The sequence below is a fragment of the Rhizobium sp. RCC_161_2 genome (assembly GCF_041355235.1).
Classification (GTDB): domain Bacteria; phylum Pseudomonadota; class Alphaproteobacteria; order Rhizobiales; family Rhizobiaceae; genus Rhizobium.
This window is the reverse complement of record NZ_JBFUPL010000003.1, coordinates 538,438-550,330: the sequence shown is the minus strand read 5'-3', so window position 1 is coordinate 550,330 and position 11,893 is coordinate 538,438. Positions and strand designations below refer to the sequence as shown.

General features: G+C 61.2%; 14 protein-coding genes. 6 read left to right on the top strand and 8 right to left on the bottom strand.

Features of this window, described 5'->3' with window-relative positions; all coding sequences use genetic code 11:
• The first annotated feature begins 1 nt into the window (after position 1).
• The 4 genes from AB6803_RS10505 (at position 2) to AB6803_RS10490 (ending at position 4,421) form a co-directional block, all read left to right on the top strand.
• A complete protein-coding gene (locus AB6803_RS10505; protein ID WP_371108813.1) occupies positions 2–1,222 on the top strand; it encodes a tetratricopeptide repeat protein in 1,221 nt (406 codons plus the stop codon).
• A gap of 183 nt (positions 1,223–1,405) precedes the next feature.
• Positions 1,406–2,209: an inositol monophosphatase family protein gene (locus tag AB6803_RS10500; RefSeq protein ID WP_371108812.1), complete on the top strand. Its 804-nt coding sequence runs from the start codon at positions 1,406–1,408 to the stop codon at positions 2,207–2,209.
• A 133-nt stretch (positions 2,210–2,342) separates the two neighbouring features.
• Positions 2,343–3,386 carry a flagellar motor protein MotA gene (locus AB6803_RS10495; protein WP_371108811.1) on the top strand — a complete coding sequence of 348 codons (1,044 nt, stop codon included), beginning with the start codon at positions 2,343–2,345 and terminating at the stop codon, positions 3,384–3,386.
• A 3-nt stretch (positions 3,387–3,389) separates the two neighbouring features.
• Entirely contained in the window at positions 3,390–4,421 is a 1,032-nt protein-coding gene (locus tag AB6803_RS10490; RefSeq protein WP_371108810.1) for a peptidoglycan -binding protein, read from the top strand.
• Between the two features lie 37 nt (positions 4,422–4,458).
• On the opposite strand, the gene AB6803_RS10485 is transcribed toward AB6803_RS10490, so the two are convergent.
• From AB6803_RS10485 to AB6803_RS10470, 4 genes are all read right to left on the bottom strand, one after another.
• Positions 4,459–5,697: an RNA polymerase sigma factor gene (locus AB6803_RS10485; RefSeq protein WP_371108809.1), complete on the bottom strand. Its 1,239-nt coding sequence runs from the start codon at positions 5,695–5,697 to the stop codon at positions 4,459–4,461.
• 7 nt (positions 5,698–5,704) lie between these two features.
• Complete coding sequence (locus tag AB6803_RS10480; RefSeq protein ID WP_371108808.1) at positions 5,705–6,043, bottom strand: YciI family protein; 339 nt, start codon at positions 6,041–6,043, stop codon at positions 5,705–5,707.
• A 252-nt stretch (positions 6,044–6,295) separates the two neighbouring features.
• On the bottom strand, positions 6,296–6,484 hold the full coding sequence (locus tag AB6803_RS10475) for a YegP family protein (RefSeq protein ID WP_015341032.1): 189 nt from the start codon (positions 6,482–6,484) through the stop codon (positions 6,296–6,298).
• 108 nt (positions 6,485–6,592) lie between these two features.
• The gene (locus AB6803_RS10470; RefSeq protein ID WP_371108807.1) at positions 6,593–8,413 is read right to left on the bottom strand and encodes an ABC transporter transmembrane domain-containing protein; all 1,821 of its coding nucleotides are present in this window, start codon (positions 8,411–8,413) and stop codon (positions 6,593–6,595) included.
• 174 nt (positions 8,414–8,587) lie between these two features.
• Here AB6803_RS10470 and rpmE point away from each other — a divergent pair, with 174 nt between their 5' ends.
• Positions 8,588–8,809: a 50S ribosomal protein L31 gene (rpmE, locus tag AB6803_RS10465; protein ID WP_007701269.1), complete on the top strand. Its 222-nt coding sequence runs from the start codon at positions 8,588–8,590 to the stop codon at positions 8,807–8,809.
• Positions 8,810–8,870: 61 nt separating this feature from the next.
• Here rpmE and AB6803_RS10460 read toward each other — a convergent pair whose 3' ends face one another.
• Positions 8,871–9,239: a nuclear transport factor 2 family protein gene (locus AB6803_RS10460; RefSeq protein WP_371108806.1), complete on the bottom strand. Its 369-nt coding sequence runs from the start codon at positions 9,237–9,239 to the stop codon at positions 8,871–8,873.
• A 110-nt stretch (positions 9,240–9,349) separates the two neighbouring features.
• Positions 9,350–9,862, bottom strand: coding sequence for a DUF1465 family protein (locus AB6803_RS10455; protein ID WP_153364722.1), 513 nt, complete (start codon positions 9,860–9,862; stop codon positions 9,350–9,352).
• Here AB6803_RS10455 and AB6803_RS10450 point away from each other — a divergent pair.
• The gene (locus tag AB6803_RS10450; RefSeq protein WP_371109013.1) at positions 9,777–10,160 is read left to right on the top strand and encodes a hypothetical protein; all 384 of its coding nucleotides are present in this window, start codon (positions 9,777–9,779) and stop codon (positions 10,158–10,160) included. The two genes, AB6803_RS10455 and AB6803_RS10450, sit on opposite strands and share 86 nt — an antisense overlap.
• A gap of 124 nt (positions 10,161–10,284) precedes the next feature.
• Here the strand turns inward: AB6803_RS10450 and AB6803_RS10445 are convergent, their stop codons facing one another.
• Positions 10,285–10,476: a DUF1192 domain-containing protein gene (locus tag AB6803_RS10445; protein ID WP_371108805.1), complete on the bottom strand. Its 192-nt coding sequence runs from the start codon at positions 10,474–10,476 to the stop codon at positions 10,285–10,287.
• A 131-nt stretch (positions 10,477–10,607) separates the two neighbouring features.
• Positions 10,608–11,882 (bottom strand): MFS transporter, encoded by a 1,275-nt coding sequence (locus AB6803_RS10440; RefSeq protein ID WP_371108804.1) that lies wholly within the window; start codon positions 11,880–11,882, stop codon positions 10,608–10,610.
• Positions 11,883–11,893: the final 11 nt, after the last annotated feature.

Here is an 11,893-nt window from a genome sequence, read left to right as displayed (position 1 = left end):
CATGTCGTTTACGCCTCGATTCAGTCACCGTTCCTTTCTTGCCGCGCTCGCCGTCGGACTGACGGCGTTGCCGTTGCTGGCGGTGGCGCAGTCGAGCAACAGCGATACGTCGCTGCCAGGCATTACCGCGCAGCCTAACAAGGGTGCCAAACCCACCGAAGGCGGGCTTGCCGACGATACCGACGTGCCTCCGGACGATGCCCCGACGCATGGCGAGAGCGTTGTGACACGCCCGCTGGACGCCGGCGCGAACACTTTCAAGACCGAGAAGATCCAGCCTGGCGCGGAGCCGAAGCCCGACACTGTACAGCCGTCCGAAGGCGTCGGGGTCTTTGAGCGCATGGGCGCGAATCTGCCCGATCTGCCGCCGGAAAAGCCCTTCAAGGGCAAGGTCGACGAGGCCTATGGCGCCTTCCAGCGCGGTTATTATCTGACCGCTTTCCAAAAGGCCCTGCCACGGGCGCAGCTCGGTGATCCCGCCGCGCAGACCCTTATTGCCGAATTGATGTCTCAAGGTCTCGGCGTCAAGCGCGATACCAAGGATGCGGCCTTCTGGTACAGCAAGGCCGCCGAGGGCGGCGACGCCACCGCGATGTTCAAATATGCCCTGGTCCTGATGGAGGGGCGTGACGTGCCGCGCGACCGGAAGAAAGCCGATGAGTGGATGAGGAAGGCCGCCGATGCCGGTCAGGCTTCCGCCGAATTCAATTTGGGGCAGATCCTGACGGCCGAAAATCCCGGCATCAAGGGCCTGCAAATGGCTCTCCCCTATTATGAGAAGTCCGCCGAACAGGGCATTGCAGACGCGCAATATGCCGTCTCGCAGCTCTATCTCAACATGCCCGACCTGCCGCCGGAAAAGAAGGCGCGCGCACGGGAATGGTTATCGCGTGCCGCCAATTCCGGTTTCGATACCGCGCAGCTCGACATGGGCGTCTGGTTGATCAATGGCACCGGTGGCAAGCAGGATCTGGAAAACGGCTTCAACTGGATGCGGGTTGCCGCCTATCGTGGCAATGTCGTTGCCCAGAACAAGCTCGCGCATCTCTATATCAATGCGCTCGGCACGAAGCAGGATCCGGTGGCGGCTGCCACCTGGTATGTCATCTCCCGCCGCGCTGGTCTGAAGGATCCGGAGCTCGAGGATTTCTATCAGGGCATCGAGGATTATCAGCAGAAGGCCGCGATCGACGCGGCCAACAAGTTCCGCCGGGCGCGGTAGCGCGTTTGGGCTTTCCTGAAGTCCTGCGAGCGAGCTCATAACGTCGGCCTTTGCCTCGGCACTTGAAATTCCCCCGATTTTGTGGTCTTGAGGCCGCCAATCTTTTATTGCGCTGCCGATCCCGCTCCGCCGGGGCCTTTTTCGGGTCCGGTCAGTGCCTTCTATATTACCCAAGGAAAACCGATGGCCCGTTCTGCTCTTCTCAATGTCATGGTTCAGGCTGCCCTCAAGGCAGGCAAGTCGCTCAGCCGCGATTTCGGCGAAGTGCAGAACCTGCAGGTTTCGGTGAAGGGACCGGGCGATTTCGTCAGCCAGGCCGATTTCAAGGCGCAGAAGATCATTCGTGACGAGCTGCTGAAGGCGCGGCCGACCTATGGCTTCCTCGGCGAAGAGTCGCACGAGGAGATCAAGGGCACCGACGGCGCGCATCGCTGGATCGTCGATCCGCTCGACGGCACGACCAATTTCCTGCACGGCATTCCGATGTTCTCCGTGTCGATCGCACTCGAGCGCAATGGTGAAATCGTCGGCGGTGTCGTCTTCAATCCGGCAACCGACGAGCTCTACACCGCCGAGCGCGGCGGCGGCGCCTTCCTCAACGATCGCCGCCTGCGCGTTGCTTCGCGCCGCGTGCTGTCGGATTGCGTCATCGGCTGTGGCATTCCGCATCTCGGCGGCGGCAATCATGGCAAGTTCCTCATCGAGCTGCGTCACGTCATGGGTGAAGTCGCCGGTGTCCGCCGTGTCGGCTCGGCAGCTCTCGACCTTGCCTATGTCGCCGCCGGTCGTTTTGACGGTTTCTGGGAAGTGGGCTTGTCGCCCTGGGACATGGCGGCGGGCATTCTGCTGGTGCGTGAAGCCGGTGGTTTCGTGTCGGATCTCGACGGCGGCAACGACATGCTCGCCACCAGCTCGATCGTCTGCGGCAACGAGCATATCCACAAGGCGCTGGCCGAGGTCGTCAAGCGGCCGATCCCGACGAAATAAGGTCGCCTTACACCAAATCACCTGTGGCAAAACTGCCTGTTGCCAACGGGTCGTTTTGTGGTTTCCGTCTCTTCAATTCGGCTCAATGTTGCTCTAGTCTCCGCCTGCGGAAACTCCGGAGGCTGAGTGTGCGATGGAAAATGTGAACCTGGGGGATCTGGGGTCGACCGACAATGCGTCGGGCGGATATACCTACAAGCTCTCCAGCCCAATGGCCTTCTTCTGGACGATGATCCTCTTCCTGGTCATTGTCGGCTTTATCGTGGCGATCCTGTTTCGTCAGGCTCAAGTCGCCTTTATGCACAATCCCGGCCTCAATGGCCTGATCCTCGGTGTTCTCGCCGTCGGCATCCTGCTGGTCTTCAACCATGTGCTGATGCTGCGGCCGGAAGTCCGCTGGTTCAATCATTTCCGCGCCGTTGGCAATGCCGACAAGGTTGGCCGCAATCCCCGGCTTCTGGCGCCGATGCGGGCGCTGATCGGCAACCGCCGCGGCATGCAGCTTTCGACGGCAACGTTGCGCTCGATCCTCGATTCCATCGCCACCCGCCTCGACGAGTCGCGCGACACCTCGCGCTATCTCATCGGCCTGCTGGTCTTCCTCGGCCTGCTCGGTACCTTCTGGGGCCTGATCGGCACGATCGGGTCGATCAACGACGTCATCCAGAGCCTCGATGTCGGCTCGGGTGATAGCGGCGATATTCTCGGTGCGCTGAAATCCGGCCTCTCCGGCCCGCTGGTCGGCATGGGCACGGCCTTTTCCTCCTCGCTGCTCGGTCTTTCCGGCTCGCTGATCCTCGGCTTCCTCGATCTGCAGGCCGGCCGCGCGCAGAACCGTTTCTATACGGAACTGGAAAACTGGCTTTCCTCCGTGACCGATGTCGGTTCCGATCTTGCCCCGGTCATCGAAGGTGCCAACGGCGCCTCCTCGGAGGATGTGCGTGCGCTGTCGGACTATCTGCGCAAGATTGCCGACGAGGGCGGCGGCCAGCGTTCGGTGACGGCGATGGCGAACCTTGCTGAGGGCATTCAGGGCCTGGTCAAGAACATGCGCAACGAACAGCAGATGCTGCGCGACTGGATCGAGGCACAGCAGGAGGAGGCGAAATCGATGCGTCGCACGCTCGACCGTCTCGCCGACCGCATCAGCCATACCGAGAAAACCGGGAGCAAGTAAGCCATGGCGCTCGCGCGAAACCGCCGCCATCAGCGATCGGTCGATTATTGGCCCGGCTTCGTCGATGCGCTATCCACGCTGTTGATGGCGATCATGTTCCTGCTGACGGTGTTTGTCGTCGGGCAGTTTATCTTGAGCCGTGAGATTTCCGGCCGTGACGAGGTGTTGAACCGCCTCAACAGCCGCATCAACGATCTGGTGGAGCAACTGGCGTTGGAGAAGAACGGCAAGCAGGATCTCGAAGATTCGGTCGCCAATCTGCAAGCATCGCTGTCGATGGCGGAAAGCGACCGTTCACGTCTGCAGGCACTGCTCAGCGCCGGCTCCGGCAATAGCCAAGCCGCCCAGCAGCAGGTCGGCACGCTGACGCAGCAGCTTGACGAGCAGAAGCAGACAAGCGCCCGCGCGCTCAGTCAGGTCGAACTCCTCAATCAGCAGATTGCCGCACTCCGAAGCCAGATCGCCGCCGTCGAGGCCGCTTTGCAGGCGTCGGAAAGCAAGGATCAGTCATCGCAGGTAAAGATCGCCGATCTTGGCCGGCGGCTGAATGTGGCGCTGGCGCAGCGGGTGCAGGAGCTCAACCGCTATCGCTCGGACTTCTTCGGGCGATTGCGCGAAATCCTCTCGGACCGCGACAATATCCGCATCGTCGGCGACCGCTTCGTCTTCCAGTCCGAAGTGCTGTTTCCCTCGGGGGCGGCCGATCTCAATCCGGCCGGCCAGACGGAGATGGCCAAGCTCGCCGCCGCGCTGATCGACCTTTCCAAGGAAATTCCTCCGGAGATCAACTGGGTGCTGCGCGTCGACGGGCATACGGACAATGTGCCGCTCTCGGGCAGTGGCCATTATCCGGATAACTGGGCGCTGTCGTCGGCCCGTGCCATCGCCGTCGTCAAGTTCCTGATTGCCCAGGGCGTTCCCGCAGACCGGCTCGTTGCCGCCGGCTTTGGCGAGTTCCAGCCGATCGCCCCCGGCGACACGCCGGAAGCTCGCGCCACCAACCGGCGTATCGAGCTGAAGCTGACGGAGAAGTGAGGGGGCCTGCCGGGGATGGAGCGCGCGCTCAACCTCGTTATGTCTCGAGAGCAACCAGCCGCTCTGAAAGAAACTCGCGAACAGCTTCGCTATCGCTGAGACCGATTGCCGTGCGATAGGCCGCGACGGCGCCTTCCGTATCGCCCACCTCAGCCAGCAGATGCGCGCGCACAGCCCAGTAAGGTTGGTAGCTGGCGATATCGCGCTCGACCATCTGGTTCAGATGATGCAATCCCGCGGCTGCGCCTTGTGCCCGGCCGATGACGGCGGCCCGGCTGACGCGGGCGCCAGCGGTTGGTGTCATCTGAACGAGCGCATCGTAAAGCATTGCGAGCGCCGCCCAGTTGGTGACGCCGGAGCGGCGGCGTTCGGCGTGGACGGACTGGATTGCCGCCTGGCACTGGAACGGGCCGAAGCGGTCGAAAGCGCCTGCCTGCCGCAACAGATTGTCGGCTTCGGCGATCATGATGGCGTTCCAGCGTGTGGTGTCCTGTTCGTCGAGCGGTACATAGCAGCCTTCGGCATCCCGGCGAGCGCTGCGGCGGGCTTCACAATAGAGCATCAGGGACAGCAGGCCGGCCGCTTCCGGCTCCTCCGGCAGGATGGTGAGCAGGGCGCGGCCGAGCCAGATGGCCTCATCTGCCAGCGAGCTACGCTTGCCGTCTTCGCCGTCAAGCCCGTCCCAGCCGAGACCGTAAGCGGCATAGATCGCCGAGAGTACACCCGCCAGTCGTTCCGGCAGCATGGAGCGATCGGGAACGGTGAAAGGAATGCGCGCCTCGCGGATCTTGGCCTTTGCCCGCACCAGCCGCTGGCTCATTGTTTCGGGCGAGACGATAAAGGCCCGCGCGATGGTTTTGGCGTCGATGCCGAGGACTGTCTGCAGCATTAGCGGCGTATGTGCCGAGCGGTCGATGGCTGGGTGGGTGCAGGTGAACAACAGCTTCAGCCGTTCGTCGGGGAAGGCCGGGCCATCCGCATTCATGCGTTCCTCTGCTTCCGCGAATGCCACGGCGATCGTATCGCGGGTGGCGGCTTTCACTTTCGCATGCCTTGCAGCGCGATAGAGGTTGCGCCGCGCCGCGACCAGCAGCCAGGCTTCAGGATTATCCGGGATGCCCCGCTCGGGCCAGTTATTCAGCGCGGCGGCAAGCGCCTCGGAGAGCGCATCCTCAGCCGACGGCACATCACCCGAACGTGCCGCGAGAAAGGCGATCAGCTTGCCGTAGGACTGACGCGCCACCCGCTCGGCGGCGCGCCCGGCGTCGGGGTTCATGGTCGTCTCACATGTGCAGGAGCGGACGTATCTCGACGGAGCCCTGCTGAGAAACCGGCACACGTACGGCCCATTCCAGGGCTGTGTCGAGATCCGGCACATCGATCAGGTAGAAGCCGCCGAGCTGCTCCTTGCCCTCCGGGAAAGGGCCGTCCTGCACATCATGATCACCACCACGGTGGCGGATAAGCGTTGCGGTTTCCGGCGCGGTCAGTCCGGCGCCACCGGTCATGATGCCGGCCTGGACGAGCGCCTGCGTATAGGCGATCCAGCCGTTTTTGTAGGCGGGATCCTCGCGGCGCTTAAAATCCTCGGCCGATTCACGGATGATCAAGGCGTATTGCATGGGAAACTCCTGCTCGCTGTGTTGACGGTTTTCCGGGCCGGATGCTGCATCTAAGAAGCAAATCTAAAAATGCGCAACGCCGCCGGTGAAGCGGCTTCATGCCGTTCCAATACAATGAGCCGCGAGCCGGGCCGGTTTCGACAAAGCGGAGCGAAATTTTTCGAAGTTTTCCGGCGATCAAACAAAACGGCCGACACGCCCAAAGGCGGCCGGCCGTAGAAGGCTGTCATAGCAGACGCTCGACGTGAAGTCTTAAGCGGTGGCTGTGGTCTGGTCGTCGATAACGGCGCCCCCGACATGGGCCTTGATGGATTCAATGGCGTGCAGGGCGGAAGCCTTCGCCTTGTAGCCTTCGGAGCCAAACATGGTTTCGCCGTTCGAGGCCTTGAACCGGAATCGGAATTCGCCAGCCTTATCCTTGTAGACTTCAAATTTATACATCGTTCCCGTCTCCTAGAATCGCATCAGTGCGAGATAACACCGGAAATCTAGCGCAACTTCAACGCCATTTCCACCTGTTGCATTCGCAATGACTTGATCAATCTGTCGTTATTTCACAACGAGCATGCGATCTTCGACGCCGGCGTCGAATTGCAGCCGGGCCAGCTTGGCGTAGATGCCGCCGTGATGGATGAGGCTCTGGTGCGTGCCCTCCTCGACAATGCGGCCTTGATCGAGCACCAGAATGCGGTCGGCCTTGAGCACGGTCGCCAGGCGATGGGCGATGACGAGGGTGGTGCGTGTTTCCATCAGGCCATCGAGCGCCTTCTGCACCAGTGTCTCGCTTTCGGCGTCGAGCGCCGATGTCGCTTCGTCGAGCAGCAGGATCGGCGCATTCTTCAGGATGGCGCGGGCAATGGCGACGCGCTGGCGCTGCCCGCCGGAAAGGGTAATGCCGCGTTCGCCCACCTGCGTGTCGTAACCTTGATCCAGGCGCAGAATGAACTCATCCGCCTGGGCGGCGATCGCTGCAGCGCGCACTTCGTCGCGCGACGCGCCGGGTCGGCCGAAGGCGATATTGTCATGGATCGTGGCGGCGAAAATCGTCGTGTCCTGCGGCACGATGGCGATGCGGTCGCGCAAGGCTTCCGGGGAGACACGGCTGATGTCGATGCCGTCGATGGCGACGCTGCCCTGTTGCGGATCGTAAAAGCGCAGGAGCAGCGAGAAGATCGTGCTCTTGCCGGCGCCCGAAGGGCCGACGATCGCCACCGTCTCGCCCGGCTTGACGGACAGCGACAGGCCATGCAGCGCCGACCTGCCAGGCCGCGACGGATAGGAGAAATGTACGTCCGAGAAGTCCACCCGGCCTTGCGGCGGCTGGGGCAGGGGCAGGGGATCGGAGGGCGCGGCAATCGGCGATACCTCCGCTAGAAGCTCGCCCAGGCGATCGGCCGCGCCTGCTGCTTGTGACAGTTCACCCCAGACCTCGGACAGGGAGCCGAGCGATGTGCCGGCGATGACGGAATAGAGCAGGAACTGGCCGAGCGTTCCGGCCGTCATCGTGCCGGCGAGCACGTTCTCGGCGCCGACCCAGAGCACGGCGACGATGCTGCCGAAGATCATGGTGATGGCAAAGCCGGTGAGCAGCGAGCGGGATTTGATCGCGGCGCGTGCTGCTTGATAGGCATCTTCGACCGATGCGCCATAGCGCTCTGCGGCGGCGGTCTCGCCGTTGAAGGCCTGAATGGTGCGACTGGCGGCGATGGTTTCGTTGGCGTAGGCCGATGCCTGGGCGAGCGTATCCTGCGCTGCCCGCGAGCGCTTGCGCACCGAACGTCCGAAACTGACGAGCGGCAGCACGATGATCGGAATGGCGATGAGCACGATGCTCGACAGTTTCGGGCTGGTGACGATCATCATCCCCACAGCACCGAGACAGAGGATAAGATTGCGCAAAGCTACAGAGGCTGTCGCGCCGACGGCGGACTTGATCTGCGTCGTATCGGCCGTCAGCCGCGAGACGATCTCGCCGGATTGATTGACGTCGAAGAAGGAGGGCGACAGCCGCGTCACATGGTCGAAGACTTCGCGGCGCATATCCGAGACGATGCGCTCGCCGATGGTGATGACGAAATAGTAGCGCATTGCGCTTGCCACCGCGAGGACGACGGCCATGAGCAGCATCGCCACGAAATAGCTGTCGATGAGACCACGGTCGGCCTGATCGAAGCCATGGTCGATCATGCGCCGGACGGCAAGCGGCAGGGCGAGCGAGGTGACGGCGGCGGCGATCAGCGCGATGAGGGCGCCCGCCACCATGCCGCGATAGCGCTTGAGATAGGGCGTCAGCCGCCCGAGGGGGCGGATGGATCCGCGTTTTTTGTCGTCTGTCTGGCCAGTCTCTGACAAGTCGTCTCCAATCCCCATATCAGCAAGGGACTTCGCTTTTTCGCCCCTTGTTATCCTTGCCGCCTTCATGTATAGGCACGCCATCTTAATTGGAAGCCGTAGCCTAATCGGACTGCGGCTTCATTTATTCAATCGGTTCGGTTGCCGCAATGGCTTGCGACAAATGGACCCTGGCATGACAGGAAGATTGTTATGAAGGCCAACATCCATCCCGACTACCACACCATCAAGGTAGTCATGACTGACGGCACCGAATACGAAACCCGCTCGACCTGGGGTTCTGAAGGCGCCACCATGAACCTCGAAATCGACAGCAAGTCGCATCCGGCTTGGACGGGCGGCAATCAGCAGCTCATGGACCGCGGTGGCCGCGTCTCCAAGTTCAACAAGCGCTTCGGCAGCCTCGGCGTCTAATCGCTTCGCGATTCGACGTTTTGACAAGAGCCCGGTTTTTGCCGGGCTTTTTTGTTGTCTGCTAACGCGGGAAATGACTCAGATGCTCATGGGTGATTTTCCATTCGCCGGATCTCTTCTGGAGAACCGTCGTGCCCCGGCCTTTGCCTTCGAAGGCTTTGCCGTCCCACAATCCTTTCCAGTGAAAAGTGTAGATGCAGCTTGCGGCGTCGCTACCGACAGCGATCCACCTGAGATCCTCAAGCCAATAGACTTCATTCTTAGCTTTCTCCCAGGTTCTTTCGAACGCGGCCCGGATCTCTTCGAGGCCACAATGGGAGCCGTCGGAGAACCAGAAGACGTCGTCATCAGCTATGAGCGGCACCAATTCATCGAAACGCTGTGATTTGATCTTGGTCTCGTAAAGCTTCAGAACGTCATCGGGACCCATGATCACCTCGCCAGGATGCCGTCGCCAGGGTATCGCTTTTCCCGGCAGAACAAAACCGGCCGCGCAGGGCACGACCGGTTCAATTCGTCCGCAAAATGATGCTTTCTCGGTTATTCTCCGAAAGCCGTCTGCAGCAGGGTGAGCTGCGCCTTGACGCTGTTCTGGTTGTCCGGAACGATCTGGGGTTCGGTCGGGCGATAGATTTCGCGGTCGAGCAGGGCGACGCGGTTCTGCAGGCGCAGCGAGCGCTCGACGAGGTCGCGGAAGGCTTCCGGCAGGTCGTTCCAGCCGGGCGCGTTGCGGTCGACGTTGAAGCCGTCGAGGCGGACCTTGTTCTTTTCGGCCAGCACCTGATCGCGCGACATTTCGCCATTGTTGACGGCGCGCTGCAAGAGCAGCCAGGAGGCCATCTGCATCAGGCGGGTGGTGAGCCGCATGGATTCGGCGGCGTAGAGTACGGAGGCCATGCGCGGCAGAACCTTGGAGGCGGTGCGGCCCTGGCCATCGAGATAGCCGGCGGTTTCTTCGACCAGCGACATGCCTTCGGAATACAGCATCCTGAACTGTGCCGACGACGCTGCATGGCCAGCAAAGCTGATCGTGTTCAACCCAAGTTCCGACATCGAAGAAATCCCTGCTTCACGCAACACTTTTGTTCAGGAAAGACCGGGCAAGTCCAGAAGGACTCTCGGCATCCGTTCTTATGACTTCAAGATGATGATTTTAACTGAAATCCGCAAGGCGATTCTTAAGAAAGGGTTAATCTCCACAGTTTCGTCGAACAGCTTCCGAAAAACAAAAAAGAAGAGCCGCAAAAGCGGCTCTCAAGGTAAAACAGGGAGAAAAATCAGACCAATTCGACAAGTGGAGGAACTGTCTGAGTCCAGAGCAAATCTGGATGCCTATAGTAATATGTCGTAAAGCTTAATATTCCGTTGAGCATATCCGTCCGCCTGTTTCGGGTGCACAGGTTTTGCGCCGATGGCGGAGTATTTTTTGCGCAATTCCGGACGAAAAACCGCCGCGCACTTTTCCTGGAATTGCTCTAGAAGCGGAAGAGGTTTTCAGCGGCTTTCCGGCCGGATGCCTTGGCGGCGATCTCGTCTTCCAGCCGAGCGATCTCGGCCTGCAGCATGGTGATGCGATATTTAAGCTCGTCGACGGAGAGCAGCGAAAGATCGCTGCCGATCTCATGGGCGGAAGGCTGCTTCGGTTGGTCGTCGTCGAAAATGCTCATTTCGGCTCCTCCTTGCCGCTAAAGCGCCGCGCGTTCATCTGAACGCGTAAAGGTTGCTCCAGCCTTTTGAATCCAGAGCATCTTGTCGGCTTTCAGGCGATACTGTCTGAAAGCGGGATGCTCCACTGGGCTCAGGTGCCGTAATTTACAGTGTTATCATCCTTTTTTGAAGTCTCGCTGCGCGCAAGCGACATGCTCTCGGGTGTGATCATCTGCGCATTGGCCGACGGCATGGTTGTATAGGCATCGCGATCGCCTGCCGGCTTTGCCGCTCGCTGGCGGCTGCGGAAGATCGCGTAGGTCGTGATCAGCACATGCGCGACTGCGGTGACGAAGAACAGCGCATAGGGGCCGATGCTCGACATGACCGGGCCGCCGAGCGTCGGGCCGATAATCGTACCGATGCCGTAGAGCAGCAGCAGGCCGCCGGAAACCTTGACGTATTCCTCCGGTGCGGCGAAGTCGTTGGCGTGGGCGACGGTGATCGGGTAGAGCGTGTTGGCGACAGCACCATAGATCACCACCATGCCAATCAGGAAATACGGGTTGCCTGGCTTCACCAAGAAGAGCAGCAGGCCGTCGATGGCGGCGACGGCGGCCATGCCGGCCAACACGTAGCGGCGGTCGATACGATCGGAAAGGCGCCCGGCCGGAAACTGCATCACTGCACCGGCAAAGATGGTCGAGCTCATCATCAATGCGATATTGCCCTCGGAGAGGCCGGCATTGGCGCCGAAGACAGCGCCGAGCGTTCCGTAGGCGCCATTGGCGATGCCGACCAGCAGGATGCCGAGGGAGGCGACTGGCGAATTGCGATAGAGCGCCTTCAGGTCCAGGCTGACGGCCTTCAGTGGTTGCGGCGAAGCGGCGGTCGACAGCGTCGTCGGCAGCATGGCGACGCAATAGCAAATGCCGCACATCATGAAGAGGATGGGTGTGTGGATGTCGGCGAAGGGGATCATCATCTGGCCGGCGACGGCGCCGATCAGGGTGATGCCGATATAGAGCGAGAAGATCGCGCCCCGGCTTTCATTGGTCGCGCGTTCGTTGAGCCAGCTTTCGATGATCATCGAGGTTCCGGCCGTGCAAAAGCCGGTGACGGCGCGCAGCGCCACCCACCAGACGGGATCGACGATGATGCCGGTGAGAAGCGCGATGATGGCGATGACCGAGATGAAGCCGGAAAAGGCGCGCACATGGCCGATGCGCCGGACCAGTTTCGGCGCTGTCAGGCAGCCGAGCACGAAGCCGGTAGCCCATGTCGTGCCGAGCAGACCGAGCGTCGTCGTGGCATAGCCCTCGGCCGTGCCGCGCACGGGTAAAAGCAGGCTGTGCAGGCCATTTCCCGTAAACAGGAAGAGCGTGCCGAAAAGCAGGGCGAGAACGGGCAGGATATTTCGTTTCATGTTCCTACTTT